The sequence below is a fragment of the Brevibacterium sp. ACRRH genome (assembly GCF_022346365.1).
Taxonomy (GTDB): Bacteria; Actinomycetota; Actinomycetes; order Actinomycetales; family Brevibacteriaceae; genus Brevibacterium; species Brevibacterium paucivorans.
Genome location: NZ_JAKRMN010000002.1, coordinates 170,451 through 193,668 on the forward strand (window position 1 = coordinate 170,451; position 23,218 = coordinate 193,668).

Sequence of the window (23,218 nt, forward strand, 5' to 3'; positions counted from 1 at the left end):
CTTTGTCGTTCAAGGCAACACTGTGCGTTACCGAGTTATTCCGTATACCAGCTACCCAACAACTTAAGACAGTGAGACGTTGGGAATGACGGCACGGTAACCGTTGCCGGCTTTGGGAAGTTCGGAAACCCAAATGAACACGTGGGTAGCTTCAGCGGGTTCATCAATCTTTACAGTGGTCACTTTACCTTTTTGGAACTCGCCGGACCCCACTTTTTGAGCCTTGTCGACATCCTTGTCGGTTCCAACAAGGATGTCGAAGGAGCCACCGCCGACTTCAGATTCAACACCAACTTCTTTCACCTTGGTGCGTTCCTTAAGCTCAAGGGCAATTCCCACTCCCTTTTTGAGCTGGCCAAAGTCCTTGGAGTTGTAACGGTCGGTCTCCCAACTGCCACGCTCACCAGGGATCAGATTCTTCGCTTTCGAGTTTCCCTCTTTGCCATCACCTTCGGGATCTAGGGGAGTGGCCTTCTTGATCTGAGGTGCAGGGCCCTGTGGTTCTTCTTCCGCAGGCGGTTCCTGCTCGCCTGAGTCGTCACTTTGGTCGTCTCCCTGGCCCTGGTCCTGAGGCTTTTGGTGGTTCTCCTGTGGTGCGGTAGCGGATTCGTCAGACCCTGACCCCACTGATCGCACAATCACTACGCCTACCAAGACGAGCGCTGCGATGATTGCGACAACCCCAAACAACACACCAAAACGACGCTTGCCACGTTTGTCGGGGTGTGCCTGGGATGTGTGAGCAGGCTCCGAACCAGCCGGTTGCTTTGCTGGCTCCTGAGCTTTGGCGTTTCCAGTGCTTGCTGCTGCGACCTCGGCAGAACCCGCGCCAGCGGAAGCAACACCAGCGGGCCGTGCGTCGCGGTCGTTCTCAGAGGCGTGAGCCACCTCGGTCTCATTGTCCCCATTGTCGTTAGCCGGTGTGGCCGCCGCCGAGGCGGTCGCCGCCTGTGCCCGCTGGGCACGTTCCCGTGCCTGCCGCTCCAGTTGGCGTTCGCGTTCAAATTCGGCTTGTTGCCGAGCAAAGGCTTGTTCACGGGTTTGGAAAACGCCACCCATGAACCAGTCGTTTCCGCTGTCGGAATCGCCTTGGGCGTCCTCAGACGCAGGACCGGCATCAACGGAGTCCCCGAGAGCATCCGCCTCTGCTACGGCCCCAGAAGCACCATTTGCGTCGTCAACATCACTACTGGCCTCCCAGTCACCGTCTGACCAGTCGACGTCACCCTGGTCACTATCGGCACGGTCGCCAAACGCTGCATCGCGATCCATAATGCGTGCGGTCTGGTGCGGGTCGGTCTCGGACACGTCACCGGGCCCTTGCGGGTGTTCTTCCGACCATTCGTCGACTTGCGGCAACTTGTCGGCAGCAATGGGGAACGTGCTTGCGCGTCGCATCTGGATGCGGTCGGCGTAGCGTTCCGGGTGACTGGAGTTAACCCCGGCGGCCGCCCCGTGCATTCCGGGACGAGTGAGCCCAATGCGTTCCAGCGCCACCGCAAGTTGGGCCGGTGACGCGCCGGGGGAGTGGTCGGACTTTGCGTCGCCTTCCGTTTCGGGCGCCACAACGGTTTGTGAGTCGTGGTCACGAACCGAAAAAAGTTCATCTTCAGTGCGTGAAGACTGGTCGATCGTTGTGAGGAGCCTGGCGTCCCACGGCTCTAAGAACCGCACAACTTCACTGGGGGAGCGGGGCCCGGGGTCCTGTTCACCCATGACTCCGGAGGCGAACTCTTCGATTGATTCGGGCACCGTGTCCACAAAGTGGCTCACGGGCAAGATTCTGTTGTTCTTGCGTCCCGAGGCGGCAAGTCCCGCCCGTTCTTCGTCACCCGGCCATTTTCCAGTGAGGCACGCGTAGAGGATAGCGACGAGCGAGCGTGCGTCCGTTCGGCTGAGTTCGGATTCGGTCATGTGCTCGGTGCCCAGGTTGAGGGGTTCCTGGGCAACGGCCGAATCGATGGAGATTCCCCGGATGACAACGTCACCGTCGGCGGTGATTGCAACAGACTCAGGTCCTAGGACTCCGTGGTGGAGACCTCGGGAAGCTGCGTGCGTCAAAACAGTGGCGAGTTCACCTACCACGGCGGTTGCAACGGACGCGTCTAATGGGCCATGGGCGAGTACGCGGGCAAGCGATGTGCCACCGGTGCGTTCGACCACAACATAGTCGAAGTCATTCCACGTGCCCGCGTCTTCAATGGCTGGCACACGAGGGTCAGTGAGGAGCGCGCTACGCCCGGCCCGTTCGAGCAGTGGCCCGGAGTATTCAGCAGGAGAAACATAGACGATACGAGGAACATCCAAGATGGCGTCGAGTGCTAAAAGGATTGATCCGCGTTCGGGGAAATCCACCAGCCAGGGACGCAGAATTTCGGACACGACGTACCGGTCCGCAATGGCTGTGCCTCGTTGAATCTGTGGCAGTTTCCTCACCTCCTGCTCATGTCATCTTAACGGACTGCAAACGCTGTTCGTCCCGCCACTGAGCTGTACACGGCAAACAGTTTCGCCCTGTCGTACACGGCATTGCTCATCGCCCTAACTTGGCGCGAACCGTTGTGACCAAAGAACGCATTTCCGGAACCCGGATCAGCCACGCGGCCAGCATGAACACCGCCAACATGACGCAACCGATGACAGCGCACACAATGAACGCGCGTCCACGCCCAGCCCACATGGTGTCTGGGAGGAACCACATCATAGCGAACCCAACCGCGCCACTGACCACACCAGCGAGTCCAAATCGAATATGCGCAAATAGGGTAGGTGCAATCGGAAGTGACGGTAGACGTTTGCGTAAGCACCACACGGCCAGAGCCAGGGCGAAAATGTATCCCACGGACATGGACGCACCAATTCCAGCGACGATGTACTGCTTGGGGAGGAAAGCCGATGCGATCACTCCAGCCGATTGGACAATCATCTGGGGGACCTGAATCCAAAACGGTGTCCGAGCATCTTCATACGCATAGAAAACACGTTGCGTGAGGTACATCCCGCTAAACGGAATGAGCCCAATAATCATGGCGATGACAATGAGCCCCACCGCTTGTGCCTGCGTCTGGTTTGCACCGGCCATGACCATGGACATGGGGGCCGCCAGCACAATAAACGCCACGGTGAAGAACGTGTTGACAAACCCTACAACCCGTACACCCTGGGTATACGTATCAACCAGCTTCTCGTCGTTGTGGTCAGCTGCCGACTGCGACAAATCAGTAAACAGGGCGGTAGAAAGTGATACCGCGACCAGCGAGTGCGGAAGCATGAAAGTAATGTAAGCCGCCGTGTACGCCGCCAAGGAGGGGGTCACCTCGGTGCCGGTGGACGACGCGGTAGACGCAACCTGCGAGGTCACAATGAAGCCCAACTGACCCACCAGCACGGCGGCGAACGTCCATCCGGCTACCTTGCCAGCGGTACCCAAACCCACACCTCGGAACCCGAAAGTAGGAGTGTACTTAAAGCCGATCCTCTTCAACGGCCAAATGAGAATGAGCGCCTGGGCCACAACGCCCAGGGTTCCGGTTCCGGCAATCACCCAAATTTTGGTGGCATCCCACGTCCCCACCGCGTGTTGCCCCATGTCGCCGGGGCCAAACAAGAAAATGAACAATCCCAGGCCCGCAATGGACACCACGTTGTTAAGAACGGGAGCCCACATGTACGGCCCAAAGTTCTCCTTTGCGTTGAGCACTTGACCCAACATGGTGTACAGACCAAAGAAGAAGATCTTGGGCAGAGAAATGTAGGCAAAGGCGACCGCCAGTGCGATCTTGTCGGCATCCCACGTGGGGCTGGCGTATATGCGCACAAGAAGAGGCGCCGCCAGAGTAGCGATCGCGGTGAAACCGGCCAGAAGCAGAATCGACAGGGTGAGCAGGCGATTAATGTAGTCGGCCCCACCGTCAGCCTGCTTCGACGCGCGGACAATCTGCGGCACCAAAACCGCGTTGAGAATACCGCCAGCCAGCAACATGTACAGGTTGTTGGGCACCTTGTTGGCGACGTCGAAAGCGTCAGCGGCACCACCAATTGCCAACCCGATCGCGGCGGTGAGGAGAACAGTCTTCACCAGACCCAGAACGCGCGAAACCAGCGTACCCGCGGTCATGAGCGCTGAGGATTTCGCAAGCGATGACATCGATGCCACGGACTGCCCTTTCGACTGTCAGAAAAACGTGAGTAAAAACTACAGCTACTGTTCGGCGCGGGCCAGAGCAGCCTCGAGCTGACTCTTTGGAATCTTGGGGCGACCGCGACGCACAGAGAAGAACAATGCAACCACAAAAACGACCGACAGCGAAATACCAATGGCCGCTATACCGATGTTTTCCCAGTCAACTCGCACCTGGACTTGCAGGGGAGACGAGTCACGCACGGTGTAGCCGTCGGTCGCGACGATATGGATCGTGGTGTTGAGGTTTGCGTTTGCGATTCCCGTGACAGGCACTTCGACACGAGCTCGTTGCCCGGACGGAATGTCAACCAGGGGAGAGTCACCCACCTTCAGCTGCGGGGACGCGGAACTGATGCGCACACGCAACCGGGCTGAGTGTCGGGTGGTGTTGTGAATCGTGACGGGGATAGTGGTCTTCTCGCCCGTGACCAAAAGGACGTTCGACCCGCGTTCAATGCTGAGCCCCGACATGATGGAGTCTGCCGACTTCGTGAAGTTCTTGGCACACGTCTTCACACTGGGTTGGGTTCGCCACGACACGGAGGCACACGTCAGTGCCGACCGGTTGAACTCCTGTCGCACGTCTTCGCGTTCCGTGAACAATGACGAGAATTCACTCAAGTGTGCCCCCGGTTCCTTGAGGTCGTTGAGTGCGGTGCTGATGTTGGGCGGCACGTTGCCGTCTTCGAGTGGAAGGCGGGTGCCGGGTTCAGCTTTCAGGGTGTCGTCAAATGACTGTGGCTTGACCCACGGCAGGGACGACAGCGTGCGAACCTGGTCGGTCCACGTTTTCTGGGCGCCACCTCGGGGGAGTGCTACAACCAGAGACCGCTGGTCAAACGGGCGCTCATTGGTGACGAGTGCGCTTTTGGCTGTGAGTTCAGCGACGCGGGTGGCTCGGGTGGAATCGGGGGTGACAAAACTTTCGCCCAAGCTCGCCGAGGTGGCAACGGTTGTCATGTCCGGCTTGCGTTCTCGTGGAACGGGTGTGAGTGGGACGGTTGCGCTGTCGCGTTTCCAGAGGTGTTGGACGGCGTTGACGGATCCACCGTCGCGGGTGGGGAGCTGAGCGTCGCTGAGCATGACGTTGGTGACGCCGTCGTTGGCGAACTGGGCCAGACCTTGCATGCTGGCGCTCCCCGTCCCGGCCCAGGCCCAGGAGTCGAGGGCGTTGGGGAAGTGGTCTTTCACGACGGAGCGTGAGCGCAGGGCTTCCTTTTGGTAGTTGTCTAAGCCCTGTTGTTGCAGGCCAACCAGATCGGCGTCGGCCCAGGGGAGGGCTATGACCTGTGAAGATTCGGCTTCTTTCTTCAGCTCGTCCCACCAGGTAGAGATGCTACTGGGCGGTTCTTCCGGGTCCTGTGGTTCCGCGGTTTGTTCCGGTTGTTCGACCTGTGGCGGGTTGAGGACCCGGTCGACCGATTCGATCACCCTGGGGTCGATCGCCAGCGTGGTGTCTGGGTAGGCACGGGCGGTGTCGAGTGCGGTTTTGAGTGGTCCGCTTTCTGTGGCCCCGGCGAGTTCGTCTTGGCTGATGAGCCCGTCCTCGCTGTACCCGGTCATGGTGATGGGCACCAGCATGTTGATGCGCGTGGGGTCGATTTTGGGGTGGGGGTACCACGTCGTGAATGTGGTCCGAGGTTTCGCAACTGTGTCGTCTTCGCTGTCGCCGTTCAAGGTGACTGCCAGCCCGCGAACGCCCCACGAGGTCAAGGGGCTCCCTTTTCGCAGTCCCATTTCGGTTGGTTTGAGTTCGAAGGTGAACGAGGTGGTGGTGCCCGCCCGCAGTTCTTTGGGGAGTTTTTGGGCGGTGGCGATTTGGCGGGTCCCGGTGATCTTTCCTTCTTGCCACGTACGTGCCGAGTCCACGCTTGGGAGTGAGTTGCGGGTCATACGCAAGCTCAGCCGGGGGTCCTTGATGTTGGCTTTCGCTTCGATCTTGCCGGCAAGTTTAAAGGTGCCGTTTTCGTCCATCCAGGGGGTGACATCGGTGATGTGGATGGTCGCCGAGGTGGTTGCTGCCTCTTCGCTGCTAGTGGGCTTTGGGGTGGGGGTGTTGGGTTGCGCTATGGCCCCGGTGGAAGGCGTGACGATGAGCAGTAAGGCTAGAAGCAGTGAGCCTAGCGTGGTCAGGATTTTCATGACAGGTCGAAACGCGGAAGAACGTGGCGGGCTGCGATGACGATGCGTCGTTCGTTAGCGAATGACAAGCGTTGGGGCAGTTCGTCGAATGGCACCCATGCGGCGGCAACAGCTTCTTGGTCGGGGTCGTTTTCAATGGTGAGTTCGCCACCGATTGCGCGGAGCAGAAAATGGTGGACGACCTTGTGTACACGGAAACCTGCCGCGGAAAACCAGTAGTCCACACTGCCTAAGGGCGCTAAAACTTTTCCCACGATTCCGGTCTCTTCTGCGACTTCGCGCATTGCTGCTTGGGCGGGTGTTTCTTCACCCTCCAAGTGTCCCTTAGGTAGGCACCATTCAAGGCGACCGGCACGGTTAATTCGCGCAATAACTGCGACTTCAAGCGCTGGAGAGTTGAGGTTGACCACGATTCCACCAGCGGAGGTTTCCTCCACTGTGCGTGAAAGGGCCGGGAAACGGCCCGGTCGTGGACGTGGTCTGCTCATGCTTCCACCCTACGTTGCTAGTTTGAAGATTCCCTAGGCGTGTAATCTTTCATGGGACGCAGGAAGAAAGGAACCTCGTGTTTGCTGCGGAAGCGCATGTCCGGCTCATGGATGTACTGGACTCACTCGATCCAATTGTGGGCGAGCTTGGTAACCGTTTTGACCAGGCAGGTTTTGAGCTTGCTTTAGTGGGTGGTTCGGTACGCGATGCGTTGCTGGGGCGGGAGATCCCAGATTTAGATTTCACCACTGACGCCCGGCCCGATGACATTGAGAAGATCATTGCACCGTGGGCCGATACCTACTGGGACATTGGCCGGAAGTTCGGCACGATTGGCATGATGAAGCGGGGTTATCAGGTAGAGATCACCACGTATCGTGCCGATTCTTACGACCCGCAATCCCGTAAACCCACAGTGGCATTTGGCGACAATCTGGACGACGATTTGGTGCGCAGGGATTTCACGATCGGCGCCATGGCGGTGCGCCTGCCGAGCCGCACATTCGTGGACCCGTACAACGGACTGAGCGCGCTAGAGAGTCGCACAATCACTACCCCTGGGAGTGCTACGACCAGTTTTACTGATGACCCGTTGCGCATGATGCGGGCGGCGCGGTTTGTGTCACAGTTGGGTTTTTCATTGGCGCCCGAGGTGCGTGCGGCTATGTCCGATATGGCAGACCGCATTGCGATCGTTTCAGCTGAACGCGTGCGCGATGAGTTGACCAAACTCATTGTGGGTGCTGAACCGTGGGCTGGAATCGACGCCCTTGTGAATACAGGTTTGGCTGACCATATTCTTCCCGAGGTGTCTGGATTGCGTTTGGAGCGTGATGAACACCACCGCCACAAGGATGTGTATCAGCACAGCCTCACGGTGTTACGTCAAGCGGTTCAGCTTGAAACAGAGTACGCAAAGCGTGCGATGCAAAACGCTGAAGGTGACGTGGGTGAGTCGGTAGCTGAGCAGGCTCAAGACACTGCGAAGAAAGCCACCGTGGATCCGGAGTTCACGGCTCCTGACTTCATTGTTCGCTTTGCAGCGCTCATGCACGATGTGGGGAAGCCTGCAACCCGGAAGTTTGCACCTGGGGGAGCGGTGACGTTCTACCATCACGATGTGGTGGGCGCTAAGCTCACACGCTCCCGCATGAAGGCCCTGAACTTCGATAAGGAAACCACCACCAAGGTGGCTCGCCTGGTTGAACTTCACTTGCGGTTCTACGGTTATGGCGACGCCGGCTGGACCGACTCAGCCGTACGACGTTACGTCACCGATGCGGGTGACCTACTTACTCGGTTACACATTCTTACCCGGTCGGATGTCACGACGCGCAACCGTCGCAAGGCTGAACGTTTGGCCTTCGCTTATGACGATCTTGAGCGTCGAATCGAAGCGCTCGCACAGAAGGAAGCGATTGGTGCGATTCGCCCAGATCTCAACGGTCAGCAAATCATGGAGATCCTGGGGATCACTCCGGGGCCAGTCGTTGGTCGTGCATATAAGCACATGCTCGAGATTCGGATGGAACACGGGCCACTGTCGTATGACGAAGCTCGGGTTCAGCTTCTCAACTGGTGGGAAACTGTAAAACCGGATTCAAAGGCGGAGCGGAAACCGTAAGGTATATTGTGCGTTAGAGCACATTCGTCATAGGAGAGCCGGATGAACCCACAAACAGAGCAGTTTCGTGAGGCACGTGACCTGCTGATCAACCTTCGTGAAGACTACGACGCCGCGTGTGAACAGTTCAGCTGGCCACGCTTTGAGAACTTCAACTTTGCTCTGGACTGGTTTGACCAGATTGCGCAAGGCAACGACAACCCTGCTCTGTGGATCGTGGAAGAAGACGGGGCAGAAGGAAAGTGGAGCTACCAAGAACTTTCTGAACGATCCAACAAACTGGCGAACTACCTGCGCAGCTGCGGGGTTAAGCGTGGCGACCACATCATGGTCATGCTCACTAACCAGGTGGAACTGTGGGAAACCATGCTCGCAGGCATCAAACTGGGTGCGGTCATCATGCCCACCACCACACAGCTGGGACCTATTGACCTGTCAGACCGCGCAGAACGCGGAGAGGCTCAGTTCGTCGTTGCCAACGAACAGGACTGCGCCAAGTTCGACGACGTCGAACACCCACTCGTACGCATTGTGGTAGGAGCCGAACCTGCACGCGAAGGTGACTTCGCATACGCGAACTATGTGGACGCGCCAACCCAGTTCGACCCCCAAGGTCAGAGCAAAGCCGACGATCTGATGTTGCTGTACTTCACCTCGGGAACCACATCGAAAGCCAAGATGGTGGCACACACCCACGTGTCCTACCCGGTGGGGCACCTTTCCACCATGTACTGGATGGGACTGGAACCCGGCGATGTTCACCTCAACGTGGCCTCTCCCGGATGGGCCAAGCACGCGTGGAGCAACATTTTCACCCCATGGATCGCGGAAGCGTGTGTATTCCTCTACAACTACTCGCGCTTTGACGCCTCCAAGCTCATGAGCGTCATGGAGCGGGTGGGAGTGACCTCGTTCTGTGCGCCTCCCACCGTATGGCGCATGCTCATCCAGGCCGATCTGCGCGAACTGAAGACCCCGCCCACCAAGGCCTTGGGTGCCGGTGAACCGCTCAACCCGGAAGTTATCCAGCGCGTTCAAGACCACTGGAACGTCACTATTCGCGACGGTTTCGGTCAGACGGAAACGACTCTGCAGATCGGTAACTCCCCAGGTCAGCACATGAAACCCGGATCCATGGGACGCCAGTTGCCTGGCTTCAATGTGGTTCTGCGTGACCCTGCCACAGGCGAACTGGGCGACGAAGGTGAAATCTGCTTGACCCTCGACCCTCGCCCAGTGGGCCTCACGCAGGGTTACTGGAACAACGAAGCCAAGACCGCTGAGGCGTTTGCTGACGGTGTCTACCACACCGGTGACGTCGCAGCCAGGGACGCCGACGGCTACATTACCTACGTGGGCCGCGCAGATGACGTGTTCAAGGCGTCGGACTACCGCCTGTCACCGTTCGAACTCGAAAGCGTTCTCATTGAACACGAATACGTGGTCGAAGCGGCGGTTGTTCCTTCGCCTGACCCAGTTCGACTCGCTGTGCCTAAGGCGTATGTGGTTTTGGCACCCGGAATTGAACCTGGTCCAGAAACGGCAAAGGAAATCCTGCGCTTCTGCCGCGCGGAACTGGCGCCATACAAGCGCATCCGCCGCATCGAGTTCACAGAACTCCCCAAGACCATTTCTGGAAAGATCCGTCGTGTTGAACTGCGCACACGCGAACAGCAGTTGCACCCAGACTTCGGTGACCCCACCGTGACGGGACAGGAATACGCGGACACCGACTTCCCTGAACTCAAGGGCTAGCTCGCTTTTCAATGTAAGGTGACACACACCTCGGCCGGGGTCACTTAATCACCAAACGGTCCACTCACATGCGACAATGTGAGTGGACCGCTTGTGTTTTACCGGGTCCCAGATATGCTCCAAGGCTTATACATACTTAAACCAAGTAAACTCTCAACTTTGAATGCCAGAGTAGTGGGGCTAAACGCAATGACCGTTGTGGTGAAGGGAGACGCGTGGGGACGCGGACGCGAAAAGATCAAACCAAGAGCCTACTGAACTACCCACGTGCAGGGCACACGGGATTCGCTAAGTGGATCCCGTCAGTGCGCTTGGTGGGACTAGGTATTTTGACCGGGTTTGTTCTGATCATTGGCCTTTTCACCGTTGGTTATTTGAGCACGTCAATTCCTGAGCCCAACGCCGCGGCTGCAGGGCAGACGTCGACCGTGTACTACGACGACGGTAAAACCGTGATCGGTACCTTCAAAGTTGAAGACCGGAAGAGCGTAGACATTCAGGACATTTCACCCACCATGCAACAGGCCGCGATTGCCGCAGAAGATCAGTCGTTTTATGAAAACCGCGGTATCAGTGTCAAGGGTCTGTCTCGTGCCGCCGTGGGTGTCATCACCGACAACTACGCCGGTGGTGGTTCCACAATCACACAGCAGTACGTCAAGAACTACTACTTGACCAACGAGAAAACGCTTACGCGTAAGCTCAAAGAAATGTTCATCGCGATCAAGATCGACCAAGAGAAGTCAAAAGACCAGATCATGGCCGATTACCTCAACACCATCTTCCTGGGACGTAAGTCCTACGGAATTGAAGTCGCGGCACACAACTACTTTGACACCTCGGCGAAAGAACTCACGGTAGAACAGTCAGCCTTGCTGGCGGCGATGATCCAGCAGCCCAGCCTGGCTGACCCATCCGAAAATCCGGAACGGTACGAAAACCGTTTCCGGTACGTGCTGAACAACATGGCTGAAAACGGCTACATCACCAAGGAAGACGCGAAGAACGCGCAAATGCCCGAGGTGAAAAAGCCACGGTCTGACAATGAACTTTTGGGGCAGGCTGGCTACATGATGGACGCCGTTCGGTCCGAACTGAAGAACCAGGGGATGACCGACGACCAAATTGACCGTGGTGGAATGAAGATCACGTCCACGTTCAACCGCGACCGGATGCGTGACGCTCAGGACGCGATCGACACGCTACCCAAGATGAAAAAGGGTATGCACGCAGGTTTGACGTCGATTGACCCTGCAACTGGTGAGGTCAAAGCCTTTTACGGTGGGCCCAAGTACTTTGAGCGGATGCAGAACAACTCCACGCAGGACACCGCACAGGCGGGGTCCACGTTTAAGCCGTTTGCGCTGGTAGCGGGGTTGGAAGCTGGCTACCGCCTAAATGACTCGTTCCGCGGATCGCCCGTCACCTTCCCCAACAACGGTCACCCGTGGACGCCAGAGAACTACGGTGGTGCGTCCTATGGTTCGGTGACGTTGCTCAAGGCGACACAGAGCTCCATCAACACGGCGTACGCGCAGCTCAACATCAATGTTGGACCGGATAAGACCCGCGATGTCGCTGTTCGTGCGGGCTTGCCCAAAGACAAGTACGGGCTCGAAGACAACGCCTCGAACGTGCTGGGTACTGCGAGCCCAACGACCCTGCTGATGGCTTCGGCTTACTCAACCTTCGCAGCTGAAGGTGTCTACCGGTCACCTCACTTTGTGCGCGAAGCCGTCGATTCGAGCGGTGAATCGCTGTATAAACCCGACACCAAGGGTGAACGCAAGTTCGAACAAGACATCATGGCTGAAACCACGTACGCCTTGTCGCAGGTGGTTCAGAGTGGGTCGGGATCGTACGCGCAAAACCTGGGACGCCCAGCGGCCGGTAAGACGGGTACGTCCTCGGATGCGTATTCCGCATGGTTCGTGGGGTACACCCCAGAACTGGCGACTGCCGTGTCGCTGTTCCGTGAAGACGAAAAAGGACGTCCGCAGAAGATCGGTTCCTACGGTGGACGCGGTGAAGTGACAGGTGGGTCGTTCCCCATCCAAGTGTGGACGCGTTACATGAGCGACGCTTTGGAGGGGCAGCCCAAGAGCAAGTTCCCTAAGCGACCTGATCTGCCTGACAAGGATCGACCAAAGAACAAGTCTGGTGTGTCTAAGTCTTCGTCTAATAGCGGTTCGTCTGGATCCTCTGGTTCTTCCAACAAGAAGCGTTACAGCAAGAAAGACAAGAAGGACGACGAGGGCAAGAAGGACGAGGAAAAGAAGTCTGAAGAAGACCAGAAGGAATCAGACGATTCGGATGACTCCGGCGATTCCGGAGACTCGGGTGACAAGGGTAAGGACTCGGGTAGCGAGTCGGGCGACTTTGGTGGGTCCGAAGATAGCGGTTCCGAAAAGAAGAAGTCGGGTGGAGACAAGTCGAGTGGCGAAAAAGGTAACACTCCGCCTAAGAAAAAGGAACCTAAGAAGTCAAAATCCAAGAGTAGCTCCAGTAGTAAATCGAAGTCCTCGAAATCTTCAACTTCCTCGGAGTAGAAGTAACGAGTGAAGGCGACATCCATGTACTCACCTGCTGAACTTGCGGGCATACCGCGAGGAAAATTCGTAGGTCCGGCGGACCGCCGCTACTCGATCACGAATGCGGTTACGTTGCTGGCGTTGTTGTTCCTCAACGTAATTGCGGGTGTTTTTAAACAGGCACCGTGCTTTGGCAACGGATACGAACTTCCCGGTGCGGTGTTTCGAGTGTGTCAGTCGCCGTTGGCTACAGCCCTGGGCGCACCCGGCATCCCCAACACGGATGCCACTAAACAGTTGATCGCAACAAGTGTGTTCACCGATTACTTTGTGCGCGCGTTTGGATCAGACGGTGGTGCCACTATAGCGATGATGCTGGTCGTGGGGGTGAACGCAGTGGCGTGGATTGTCACGGGGTGTTTGTTGTTTCGGGTTTTTGCGGTTGTGGGGCGCCAATGGCTGGTGTTCGTTTTTGCCTCGCCGATGATTGCGCTGACGCTTGGCCAGTCATTCGACCCAGTGGGAATTACGTTCATTGTTGGTGCGTGGTTTCTTTTGTTGGAGCGGCGCGGTGAGTCTCCTGTGAATGGGGCTCCTGTGATGGCTGGGATCGCTGTTGTGGTGGCGATCCTCGTGCAACCGTTCGCTTTGTTTGTGGGGGCCGCACTTGTCTCGTGGCTTTTGTGGGCTGGGCGAAAGAGCGATGCGATGAGCCTCGCTGGCGTGGCGACCATTCTTTTGGGTCTTTTGGTGATGCTCGACGCCGCACTCACCGAGCGGATTCGGCAGGCTTTTTCGACTGCTGTCACGTGGGGTTCGGTGGGCTCTTTGGTGGGCTCACGGATTGATCACAGCGTGCTTGTGGTGCTGTCGCTTGTGGCGTGGGTAGTTGCCGTGGCGCTGACGGTGGTGTTGTTGCGGAAGGACCGTGCGGGGCGGCCGTCGTTTGCGTTGCTCGTCAGTGTGTTGGTGGGGTGGGCGCTATTGTTGCTTCCGTCGTCGCCAACCAGTTTGGCGCTGTGGGCCCTGCCGTTCTTTGCGTTGATTGTCCCGCAGGTGTGGGCGCACCTGGCGTGGAATCTGGCCGAGGTGGCCCTCCTCATTGCGGTGAACCTCAACGTTGCGTTCCATATGGAAAAGGCCACGGGTCTGAGTGACGCGTGGTTGGCGTTTTTGACTATCGTGCGGCTAGGGCTCGTGGGGCTCATGGTGTCGTACGTGTGCAGTGAACGTGGGGACCGCGTTCGCATTTTCGTGGACTCCGAGCCCGCGACCTCTGTGAAGCCGAAAGTAGGCTCCTAGGTGACCACCACCTCGGCGGTTGCCCTATATTCACTAGCCAACTAGAATTGTCAGGTCTGTGTGCTCTTGGCAATTGAGAGCCCGCATACACGCATTTACCCTCCTGCCATGGACCGACCATGGCCGTAAAGACCAAAGGAGGTGGGTTACACGTGCGTAAATATGAGCTGATGCTCATTCTGGACTCGGAACTCGACGAGCGTTCCGTAGAATCCACTGTTGAAAAGCTGCTCCACGTCATCCCCGCAGAAGGCGGAACCGTGGACAACGTAGACATCTGGGGACGTCGTCGCTTCGCGTACGAAATCCAGAAGAAGTCGGAAGGCTACTACGTGGTTATCGACTTCACTGCAACCCCAGACACCACGAAGGAACTTGACCGCCAGCTTGGCATCAACGAAACCGTGGTACGTACCAAGATTGTTCGCCCGGACGCTAAGTAAAACTAGCTCGCACACATCCGCTTAATCTCACTATCGTTTGATAAAACGAGCGTAGATTAAACGAAAACGTCTTCTCAAAGGAGTGCCCATGGCTGGCGACACCGTCATCACCGTTGTAGGAAACCTGACCGCTGACCCTGAACTGCGATTCACCCCCAACGGTGCGGCAGTAGCCAACTTCACCGTGGCATCAACTCCACGCACCTTTGACCGCGCCTCGGGCGAGTTCAAAGACGGGGAAACCCTCTTCTTGCGCTGCTCAGTGTGGCGCGAATTCGCCGAAAACGTGGCTGGGTCACTGTCCCGCGGCACCCGCGTGGTGGTACAAGGACGACTCAAGTCGCGCACATTCGACACGAAAGAGGGAGACCGACGCACCGTCTTCGAACTCGACGTCGACGAAATGGGTCCGAGCCTTCGATACGCAACCGCGAACGTGTCACGCAACGAACGTAGCGGTGGATACGGAGGCGGAAACCAGGGCGGACCCGGTGGCGCAGGCGGTCAAGGTAACCAGGGTGGCTCTGGCTGGAACAACTCCGGCGGGGCCGGTGGCTATGACGGCCAGAGGCAGTCCGGCGGAGGCTGGAACAACTCAGCAAGTGGCGGCGGAAACCAGGACAACGACCCGTGGCAGTCATCACGGCCACAGGGCAACCAAGGCGGATGGGGCAACCCCACGAACGAAGAACCACCGTTCTAACAAACTTTTCAACAGGAGATAAAAATGGCAAAGCCGGAAATCCGGAAGCCGATCAAGAAGAAGGCAAACCCGCTCAAGCCGGGCGAAGCTGCTTCGATCGACTACAAAGACACAGCAACTCTGCGCAAGTTCATTTCTGACCGCGGAAAGATCCGTGCGCGTCGCGTCACTGGTGTATCCGTCCAGGAACAGCGCCTGATCGCCAAGGCAGTTAAGAACGCTCGCGAAATGGCACTTCTGCCCTACACGAGCTCAAACCGCTGAGGTAGAAGGGAAGAACATTGCCTACTCGTAAAGTCATTCTTAACCAGGAAGTTGATGGACTGGGTGCAGCTGGTGACGTCGTCGACGTCAAGGCTGGTTACGCACGCAACCTGCTGATTCCTCGCGGCTGGGCTTCACCATGGACCGCAGGCGCAGAAAAGCAGGTTGAAACACTGCGTAAAGCGCGTCAAGCCCGTCAGATCGCTGACCGCGAAGCCGCTGTGGAACTCAAGAACAAGCTCGAGTCCACTGTTGCGCGCATCGAAATGAAGGCCGGAAAGGGCGGACGCCTCTTTGGTGCCGTCACCCCCGTCCTCGTTGCAGACGCACTCAAAGAATCCACCGGTCACGAATTTGACCGCCGTCAGGTAGCCTTGACCGGCCACGTCAAGACCTCCGGATCCTACGTTGCAACCGTGCGCGTACACGACGAAATCACCGCGAACGCAAAGTTCGACGTGATCGGTAAGGCCTAACGAGCCAACCTACCCACATACGGGAAACGCTTCGGGCGCCACAGCAGTTGCTGTGGCGCCCGAAGCGTTTCCAAAGTCGGCTGCCACCTCGGCGACACTTCAATGACGGCCGGGTGACACCTCGGCGAATTACAGCCCCAAAAATTCCTTCACCTTGGCCACCACTGAGTCGAAACTGTGCAACGACGTCACTCGAATCACCGTCCACCCCAACAGGCCTAGTTGGTAGTACCGTTCAGTGTCCTGCAGGACCTGGTGAGTGAGCTCAAAGTGGTGGCGACCTTCGTATTCGATCGCGAGTTTTGCAAACGAGAAGGCTAAGTCCGGGTGGACGAACCGGCCAAACTTTTCGATCCACACCGGGGGCGCCACCTCCGGCTCCGGTACGCCAGCCCGCACCAATGCCAGCCGTAGCCGAGTTTCCTGTGGTGACGCGACCCTTTCGCGCGCCAACGCACACGCCTGTTTGAGCGTGGACAAGGAGGGGCCTCGGGGGAGAGAGTTGATGAGCGTTTGAAGTTCAGCACGCGTCATTTCAGCTGGCCTGCGCCATGGACCCAGGACTGCATCAAGAACCGCAACCATGTTTTCCACAGGCTCCTGCCGTGCAATGATGCTGAGAATCCCGCCGAGGTCGTGAACCCGCAGGCCTGCTTTCTCCACTGACGCTGTGTTGGAGACGCGGAAAGTATTGACGCCAGGACGTTTGATGACGCCTGCGTGTTGAGGTACCGCGATATCGAGCTGTGGCCGAGGTTGAACCGGGAGCCCACGCAAATATGCGGCGCTATTCCCTGTGACCATCGCATATGGAATACCGGCCGTTACGGTTCTGAGCTGGGTAAATAGCGTCCACCAAAGTGGGTCTTGGGCAGCCCACTGCGGAACGGTGACGGTTTGTGTGTGCCGTTTAGACGTGTAAACGCCACGCAATTTGTGCCCGTGCAGGGTCACTGGTTTGAGGTCTGACTGTTTCAAGCCAAGTGTTTGGGCGTCAGAGAGCTTCAGGGGAAGCGCAAGTTCGCGTTGCCTGCTGGTGTGGTGTTCCATGCACTGAAGCTAGCGCTATCCGGGGCTGGTTACTAGGGGTTGCATTCGTTCTGTGGATAACTCGTTTAGCTACAGTCCAAATTCTCGACTGTAGCTAAACGGCCGGATTTTTGGTGTTTTTAGGGGAAAACCCGTGAATTTGGGTGTCTTTAGCTACAGTCGAGTTCAGATCAGGCCCTGGACTGTAGCTAAACGCATAGAATCCCCACCCACTTCAACCCCAGACGCACCCCATGCCCGCACCAAACCCACCCCAAGGACTAGAGTTGGGGGAGTGGACGCGGAACACATGAACCAGAACACCCCACCGTCGCTGGCTACTCCGCCGGGGGAGACACCCGAAGACGAACAAGCCAGACGCGCGGCGCTATCCCGCATGCGCGCGGTCGCAACGGGGCTGCTCATCTTGGCAGCCTTAATCTTCATCACCGTTCACCTGTTCACTGACCAGACCGGTGTGTGGGGGTTCGTGTCCAGGGCGTCTGAAGCGGCGATGATCGGTGGCTTGGCCGACTGGTTCGCCGTCACCGCGCTGTTCAGGCACCCCCTTGGTGTTCCCATCCCGCACACCGCGATCATCCCGCGTAAGAAGGACGTGCTGGGTGAGTCCATGTCGACGTTTGTGGCCATGAACTTCTTGCGCGCAGAAACCGTTGCCCCCAAGATCCGTTCAGCGCAGGTGACGAAGCGTGTGGGCGCGTGGTTGTCGGTCAAACGCAACCAGGACATTGTGGTGGAGCGGGCCGGCCAGGGCATTAACTACGTGCTGGCAAGGGTCCATGATTCTGCAATCGCGTCGCTCACCCGCAACCTTCTGGTGCCTAAACTCATCGCTACGCACAAGTCGCCTGTGGTGGGGCGGCTGCTGACCGAGATCGTGCGGGACGGCGCGCACCACCGGCTGGTGGATTTGGTGGTGTACGAAGCCCACGTGTGGCTGGAGCGTAACCCGCAGGTCATTGAACAGATTGTGGGCGATCGCTCCCCGGAGTGGATGCCCAAGTTCGTCAACCGTACGGTCGCCTCCCGCCTTCAGACCGAGGTGTTGGGCTGGGTTGCTGACGTTCGTGACGACCGCTACCACCAGGCACGGCAGGCCCTGGATCGGTGGTTGCTTGAGTTGTCGCGTGACCTGGGTGAGGATACGTCAATCGCCCAGCGCGCCGAGGTCGTTTTTGATGATCTGTTAGCTCAGGATGGCGTGGTTGAGTCTGTGTTGGACATCTGGACGTCTCTCAAGCGTTTGCTGTACGCGGCTGTTGAAGACAGCGATGGTGAAGTGAAGATTCGCGTTCGCCAGCTACTTGCTGAAACCGCAGACCGCATGCAGAACGACACTGAGTTTGCCACCATGCTGGACCAAAAGCTAGCGACCACGGCTGGGGATCTCACGGAGTCGTTCGGTCCTGAGCTCGCGTCAGTGATTTCGGACACGATCGCAAGCTGGGACGCTAAGGATGCTGCAAACAAGATCGAGCTCTACGTGGGTAAGGACTTGCAGTACATCCGCATTAACGGAACCGTTGTGGGGGCGTTGGTGGGTCTGCTCATTCACGCGATTACGGTGCTGGTGCCCGGGCTGTAAGGCGACGCCCCACCCAACCCATAAAATCCCCAGCGCAGGATTCCCGGATCCAGCCATGGAGGTTTTCCCCACCTCATCCTGACGGTCATCTTCGTAGTGGTGTTCTGGGTCTCGTACAACGATAGAAGCATGAATACTTCATCGGTTATCACTGCTTCTGAACTCGGAAAATCCTACGGTAATACTCACGCTTTGCGCGGTGTCAGTCTGGACGTTCGCGAAGGTGAATCACTTGCCATCATGGGGCCGTCTGGTTCCGGTAAAACTACGTTGCTTCACGCCCTGGCCGGCATGATCTCGACTGACCATGGTCGCGTCCAGTTGGGTGCGACTGCCCACACACAACAGACCGACATCACCGCTCTCAACGAATCTGGTCGCACCCGTTTGCGTCGCGAGGTGTTTGGGTTTGTGTTCCAGCAGGGTCTGTTGTTGCCCGAACTCACTGCAGTCGAAAACGTGGCCATGGCCGCCATGCTCAAAGGCGCCCCGCGTCCGCAAGCCATGGCAATGGCCGGTGACTGGCTCAACCGCCTGGGTCTTGCGGAACACAGTTCCAAACTGATCGGTCAGCTCTCCGGCGGGCAGGCGCAACGTGTTGCGATTGCTCGCGCTCAGGTCACTGATCCTGCTCTGGTTTTCGCGGATGAACCTACCGGTGCGCTGGACTCGCAAACCGGCGCCGAGGTCTTGCATACTCTCCTTTCTACGACCACCGGCCGTGGCCGCACCTTGATTATGGTGACGCACGACGAAAATGTTGCTGCCACGTGTACGCGAACCGTGCGCCTACGCGACGGACAGATTGTCTCGGACACCGCCCCACCCACCGGCGCAGCTGTCTCTCACAGCGGGCCAGCTGCCACCTCGGCGCAGGTGCCCCATCAACCACAGAACCACCCGGCCCCTACCACCTTTTACTCGGCTCACCAGAGCTTTTAACCAGGGGCGGCCATGAAATTGCAGAACTCCTACGCAGAGCCCGACTACCAGTACGGAGACCACGTGTACTCGCAGACAACTTCAGTGACGCAACCGGCCCCCGGGCAGCAGGCAGGCCCAGCTGGGGCTACCCGGGAACCGGCCCACGCACCAACACCCCCGGCCCACGCCCAGGCAAACTCGCCAAACCAACCAACCCCAACCCGCAACTCACCTTTCGCGCTCACAGCCCGAGTCCTCCCGGCCCTGTTCTCACTCCGCAGGTTCACACACACCCCAACGGTGTTGATGATGCTGGCGTTTGCGGCGACCTCGGCGTTGTTGCTGACAGTGGCCGCTGGAACTTTCGCGATTTTTGCGTGGGACACCTCCGACGAAGTTGTCTTAAGCTACCGCATGTTGGCCGCGTTGGCCACGACACTGCTGGTGGTGCCGGCGTTCACTCTGGGTCAGTCGGCAGCGACCTTGGCCACGCGCAGGCAGGACGAGCAGCTGTCAACGCTGGCGCTTCTAGGTGCCCCGAGGTCGACCATCGTGGCCGCGGCTCTCACCGAACCGTTGGTGGCAGCGGCTGTGGGAGCGTTGGCCGGAGTTGTGGGCTACTTTGCGCTCGCCCTTCCGGTCAGCCTGGTGCAGTTGCGTGGCGAACCATTGGGGTACGGCAATATGATCTTGCCGTGGTGGATGATCCTGGCAACCGTTGTGGCTCTGGTTGGCGTGAGCACTGTGGCTGCCCTGATGGGACTGCGAAAAGTGGTTGTCTCACCGCTGGGTGTGCGCACTAAGGCGCTGTCGTCGTCGTTCCCGTGGGGTCGAATTGTTGCCTGTTTTGTGCTCCTGGTGTGTGTTGCAGTTGGAATGGCTTTGTCGCAGATGGCGAGCGGTATGGCCATCGTGTTGACCGGGTTCTTTGGCATGGTTCTTACTGGTCTGCTAGTGGTCGACGTTCTGGGCGTCCTGGTGGTTCGCCTGGTGGCACGTATCCGCCGAGGTAGTAAGAAGGTCCACGTGATGGTCGCCTCGCGTTTGGTCAGTGCGAAGCCTAAGTCATACTGGCGGCGGGTTTCCGGTCTAGCTTTAACCTCGTTCATCGCCACGTTCTGCGGAACTGGGGTTGCGTTGACGCAGGCAGTTAAAACCTCTGACGGTGTCGAACTGTCCCCTGAAGACATCCTGTTGACGACAGATACATTTACGGGGATTCTTCTCACCTTAGGAATCTCGTTCGTGTTCATCACGGTGTCTGCGGTGATCAATCAGGCGGCCGATATTTATGACCGTGCAAGCACGTTCCAGGAACTCAACGCGGCTGGAATGGATGACGGAACCATCCGGAAAATTTCGGTGGCATCGGTGATGTTGCCGGTTGTGTGGATAAGTGCGATCTCCGCTGGCCTGGGTTTGCTCTTGGTACTTCCATTTGCTGGGGCAGCAGTAGTTTTGTCGCCACTTTCGTTCCTCACAATCATCAGCATGGTGCTTGTTGGAGCTCTTGTGGTACGCGCCGGCTTGGCCATTACGAACCCACTTATTGCGAAAGTTATTGCCCGTTCCTGACCTTCCCGCGGTCGGCTACGATGAGTAGGCAATCGGGAGAAAGGTGAGGGCGTGGGTTCGCAACAAGGTAACGAATGGTCCGGAGATAACTGGCAACGAGCTGAGTCGGGTGTACGCACTCCGCCTCAAGATTTGGATGCTGAAACCAGTGTTTTGGGCTCCATGATGTTGTCCAAGGACGCTATCGCTGACGTGGTTGAACACCTGCGTGGCGAAGATTTCTACAAGCCGGCCCACGAAACGATCTACGACGTGATCCTGGACCTGTACGCGTCTGGTGAACCAGCTGACGCGGTCACCGTATCGAACGCTTTGTCGAAGTCCGGTGACCTAGCTCGGATCGGAGGGGCAGCGTACCTTCACACACTGATCCAGTCGGTTCCCACCTCGGCGAACGCCATTTTCTACGCCGAGATTGTGCGGGAACTTGCCCTTCTACGCCGCTTGGTGACAGCGGGAACCCGAATCGTACAGATGGGCTACGACGCACAGGGCGACACCGACGACCTCATCAACCGCGCACAGTCCGAGGTCTACCAGGTCACCGAACGGCGAACCACGGAGGACTACGTGCGTCTGTCGGAAGCACTGCAGCCCACGATCGAAGAGATTGAGCGCTCTGGTTCGCACGACGGCGACACCGCTGGGGTGCCCACCGGATTTTATGAGTTCGACGAACTGACCAACGGTCTGCACCCCGGCCAGATGATCGTGATCGCTGCGCGTCCTGGTGTGGGTAAATCCACCTTGGCTTTGGACTTTGCGCGGTCGGCAGCGATTCACCACGAACAGACCACGGTGGTTTTCTCACTGGAAATGGGACGGATTGAGCTGACAACGCGTTTGTTGTCGGCGGAATCCGGTATCCCCTTGCAGAAGTTGCGCCAGGGGAAACTGGACGACGAACGCGACTGGACCACACTGGCCAACACCATGGGCAAGATCAACGACGCACCGTTGTTCATTGATGATTCGCCCAACATGGCGCTGACTGAGATTCGTGCAAAGTGCCGTCGCCTCAAGCAACAGCACGATTTGAAGATGGTCGTCATTGACTACTTGCAGCTGATGACGTCCGGTAAGCGAGTCGAGTCGCGTCAGCAGGAAGTTTCCGAGTTTTCGCGCTCGCTCAAACTGTTGGCGAAAGAACTGGAAGTGCCCGTGATCGCGCTGTCGCAGCTGAACCGTTCGTCCGAACAGCGTAATGACAAGCGCCCCATGGTTTCGGACCTGCGTGAATCGGGTTCGATCGAACAGGACGCGGACATGGTGCTGCTGATTCACCGTGAAGACATGTACGACAAGGAGTCGCCGCACGCCGGTGAGGCTATCATCATGGTGGCAAAGCACCGTAACGGACCCACAGGTGAAATCACTGTGGCATTCCAAGGTGCGCGCTCGCGGTTCGCGAATATGCCCAGGTAGGGAAGGCCGGTCTCAACCCAGCCTCACGGTCACAGTTCGCGAGACAACCTGTGTACCAGCATGTCTAGAGCAACCAGGTTGTGGCCACCGTCGGGAATGATGAGATCGGCGTTACGCTTTGAGGTTTCAACATAGAGTTCGTGCATGGGCTTCACAGTCTCCAAGTACTGCTTCTCTACCGACTCAATTGACCGGCCACGCTCCAACACATCACGCTTGATCCGTCGCAAAATACGCACATCAGCATCGGCGTCCACAAACAGTTTAATATCCAAAAGGGAACACAAACGCGGTTCGTGTAACAGCAAAATCCCTTCAACCAGAATCACACTTTCAGGCTGAATATCCACGGTGTCATCTGTGCGGTTGTGAATGCTGAAGTCGTACACCGGCCCCTGCACCGGACGCATCGCCTTGAGGTCCTCAATGTGCGCAGCCATGAGATCGATGTCGAATGCCTCGGGTGAGTCGTAATTGACGCGCGTGCGCTCCTCAAACGTCAAGTGATCCTGGCGCTTGTAATAGTTGTCCTGATAGATCACTGTGGTGCGCCCAGAAAACTTTTCCGCCAGAGCCTGCGTCAGCGTGGTCTTCCCACTGCCGGTTCCACCAGCAATTCCAATGACAATAGGCACACCCGCTCCTCACCCTGCAAAAGCATTTAACTGCAACCAATCTACTGCACTACACTTAATGCGCCACGCGAAAGCATTGCCGGCTCCGGTCGCCTCACAGTGAACCGCCACG

18 protein-coding genes are annotated in these 23,218 nt (G+C 57.8%); 12 read left to right on the forward strand and 6 right to left on the reverse strand.

Annotation, left to right across the window (positions count from 1 at the left end; genetic code table 11):
* Positions 1 to 63: 63 nt before the first annotated feature.
* The 4 genes from MHX53_RS02990 to MHX53_RS03005 form a co-directional block, all read right to left on the reverse strand.
* Positions 64 to 2,436 carry a hypothetical protein gene (locus MHX53_RS02990; RefSeq protein WP_239271237.1) on the reverse strand — a complete coding sequence of 791 codons (2,373 nt, stop codon included), beginning with the start codon at positions 2,434 to 2,436 and terminating at the stop codon, positions 64 to 66.
* Between the two features lie 97 nt (positions 2,437 to 2,533).
* Positions 2,534 to 4,147, reverse strand: coding sequence for a murein biosynthesis integral membrane protein MurJ (murJ, locus tag MHX53_RS02995; RefSeq protein ID WP_239271306.1), 1,614 nt, complete (start codon positions 4,145 to 4,147; stop codon positions 2,534 to 2,536).
* Positions 4,148 to 4,201: 54 nt separating this feature from the next.
* Positions 4,202 to 6,325, reverse strand: a complete 2,124-nt coding sequence (locus MHX53_RS03000; protein ID WP_239271238.1) for a DUF6049 family protein — start codon at positions 6,323 to 6,325, stop codon at positions 4,202 to 4,204.
* Positions 6,322 to 6,813 (reverse strand): NUDIX hydrolase, encoded by a 492-nt coding sequence (locus tag MHX53_RS03005; protein WP_239271239.1) that lies wholly within the window; start codon positions 6,811 to 6,813, stop codon positions 6,322 to 6,324. Before MHX53_RS03005 ends, MHX53_RS03000 begins: the two co-directional genes overlap by 4 nt.
* Positions 6,814 to 6,920: 107 nt before the next feature.
* On the opposite strand from MHX53_RS03005, the gene MHX53_RS03010 reads away from it, so the two are divergent.
* The 8 genes from MHX53_RS03010 to rplI all read left to right on the forward strand — a co-directional run bounded on the left by MHX53_RS03010 (position 6,921) and on the right by rplI (position 15,912).
* Positions 6,921 to 8,438: a CCA tRNA nucleotidyltransferase gene (locus MHX53_RS03010; protein WP_239271307.1), complete on the forward strand. Its 1,518-nt coding sequence runs from the start codon at positions 6,921 to 6,923 to the stop codon at positions 8,436 to 8,438.
* Positions 8,439 to 8,480: 42 nt separating this feature from the next.
* Positions 8,481 to 10,193, forward strand: a complete 1,713-nt coding sequence (locus MHX53_RS03015; RefSeq protein WP_239271240.1) for an AMP-binding protein — start codon at positions 8,481 to 8,483, stop codon at positions 10,191 to 10,193.
* Between the two features lie 215 nt (positions 10,194 to 10,408).
* Positions 10,409 to 12,742, forward strand: a complete 2,334-nt coding sequence (locus MHX53_RS03020; RefSeq protein ID WP_239271241.1) for a transglycosylase domain-containing protein — start codon at positions 10,409 to 10,411, stop codon at positions 12,740 to 12,742.
* A 24-nt stretch (positions 12,743 to 12,766) separates the two neighbouring features.
* On the forward strand, positions 12,767 to 14,026 hold the full coding sequence (locus MHX53_RS03025) for a hypothetical protein (RefSeq protein WP_239271242.1): 1,260 nt from the start codon (positions 12,767 to 12,769) through the stop codon (positions 14,024 to 14,026).
* Between the two features lie 152 nt (positions 14,027 to 14,178).
* A complete protein-coding gene (rpsF, locus tag MHX53_RS03030; protein WP_102239448.1) occupies positions 14,179 to 14,469 on the forward strand; it encodes a 30S ribosomal protein S6 in 291 nt (96 codons plus the stop codon).
* 88 nt (positions 14,470 to 14,557) lie between these two features.
* Positions 14,558 to 15,172 carry a single-stranded DNA-binding protein gene (locus MHX53_RS03035; protein ID WP_239271243.1) on the forward strand — a complete coding sequence of 205 codons (615 nt, stop codon included), beginning with the start codon at positions 14,558 to 14,560 and terminating at the stop codon, positions 15,170 to 15,172.
* Between the two features lie 24 nt (positions 15,173 to 15,196).
* The gene (gene rpsR / locus MHX53_RS03040; protein ID WP_040347790.1) at positions 15,197 to 15,436 is read left to right on the forward strand and encodes a 30S ribosomal protein S18; all 240 of its coding nucleotides are present in this window, start codon (positions 15,197 to 15,199) and stop codon (positions 15,434 to 15,436) included.
* A 17-nt stretch (positions 15,437 to 15,453) separates the two neighbouring features.
* Positions 15,454 to 15,912: a 50S ribosomal protein L9 gene (gene rplI / locus MHX53_RS03045; protein ID WP_204515199.1), complete on the forward strand. Its 459-nt coding sequence runs from the start codon at positions 15,454 to 15,456 to the stop codon at positions 15,910 to 15,912.
* A gap of 129 nt (positions 15,913 to 16,041) precedes the next feature.
* Here the strand turns inward: rplI and MHX53_RS03050 are convergent, their stop codons facing one another.
* Positions 16,042 to 16,962, reverse strand: a complete 921-nt coding sequence (locus MHX53_RS03050) for an endonuclease domain-containing protein (RefSeq protein WP_239271244.1) — start codon at positions 16,960 to 16,962, stop codon at positions 16,042 to 16,044.
* A gap of 274 nt (positions 16,963 to 17,236) precedes the next feature.
* On the opposite strand from MHX53_RS03050, the gene MHX53_RS03055 reads away from it, so the two are divergent.
* The 4 genes from MHX53_RS03055 (at position 17,237) to dnaB (ending at position 22,471) form a co-directional block, all read left to right on the forward strand.
* Positions 17,237 to 18,547, forward strand: coding sequence for a DUF445 domain-containing protein (locus MHX53_RS03055; RefSeq protein WP_239271245.1), 1,311 nt, complete (start codon positions 17,237 to 17,239; stop codon positions 18,545 to 18,547).
* 129 nt (positions 18,548 to 18,676) lie between these two features.
* Positions 18,677 to 19,489, forward strand: a complete 813-nt coding sequence (locus MHX53_RS03060; RefSeq protein WP_239271246.1) for an ABC transporter ATP-binding protein — start codon at positions 18,677 to 18,679, stop codon at positions 19,487 to 19,489.
* A gap of 12 nt (positions 19,490 to 19,501) precedes the next feature.
* A complete protein-coding gene (locus tag MHX53_RS03065; RefSeq protein ID WP_239271247.1) occupies positions 19,502 to 21,046 on the forward strand; it encodes an FtsX-like permease family protein in 1,545 nt (514 codons plus the stop codon).
* A 51-nt stretch (positions 21,047 to 21,097) separates the two neighbouring features.
* Positions 21,098 to 22,471: a replicative DNA helicase gene (dnaB, locus tag MHX53_RS03070; protein ID WP_343212348.1), complete on the forward strand. Its 1,374-nt coding sequence runs from the start codon at positions 21,098 to 21,100 to the stop codon at positions 22,469 to 22,471.
* A 29-nt stretch (positions 22,472 to 22,500) separates the two neighbouring features.
* On the opposite strand, the gene udk is transcribed toward dnaB, so the two are convergent.
* Positions 22,501 to 23,106 (reverse strand): uridine kinase, encoded by a 606-nt coding sequence (gene udk / locus MHX53_RS03075; RefSeq protein WP_239271248.1) that lies wholly within the window; start codon positions 23,104 to 23,106, stop codon positions 22,501 to 22,503.
* Positions 23,107 to 23,218 lie beyond the last annotated feature (112 nt).

Bases quoted from the DNA above. Each gene is read 5' to 3' on its own strand.
- murJ (WP_239271306.1), bottom strand. From the start codon at position 4,147: ATGTCATCGCTTGCGAAATCCTCAGCGCTCATGACCGCGGGTACGCTG.
- MHX53_RS03010 (WP_239271307.1), top strand. From the start codon at position 6,921: ATGGATGTACTGGACTCACTCGATCCAATTGTGGGCGAGCTTGGTAAC.
- MHX53_RS03050 (WP_239271244.1), bottom strand. From the start codon at position 16,962: ATGGAACACCACACCAGCAGGCAACGCGAACTTGCGCTTCCCCTGAAG.
- MHX53_RS03065 (WP_239271247.1), top strand. From the start codon at position 19,502: ATGAAATTGCAGAACTCCTACGCAGAGCCCGACTACCAGTACGGAGAC.
- MHX53_RS03015 (WP_239271240.1), top strand. From the start codon at position 8,481: ATGAACCCACAAACAGAGCAGTTTCGTGAGGCACGTGACCTGCTGATC.
- MHX53_RS03025 (WP_239271242.1), top strand. From the start codon at position 12,767: ATGTACTCACCTGCTGAACTTGCGGGCATACCGCGAGGAAAATTCGTA.
- MHX53_RS03035 (WP_239271243.1), top strand. From the start codon at position 14,558: ATGGCTGGCGACACCGTCATCACCGTTGTAGGAAACCTGACCGCTGAC.
- MHX53_RS03005 (WP_239271239.1), bottom strand. From the start codon at position 6,813: ATGAGCAGACCACGTCCACGACCGGGCCGTTTCCCGGCCCTTTCACGC.
- MHX53_RS03060 (WP_239271246.1), top strand. From the start codon at position 18,677: ATGAATACTTCATCGGTTATCACTGCTTCTGAACTCGGAAAATCCTAC.
- MHX53_RS03000 (WP_239271238.1), bottom strand. From the start codon at position 6,325: ATGAAAATCCTGACCACGCTAGGCTCACTGCTTCTAGCCTTACTGCTC.
- rpsR (WP_040347790.1), top strand. From the start codon at position 15,197: ATGGCAAAGCCGGAAATCCGGAAGCCGATCAAGAAGAAGGCAAACCCG.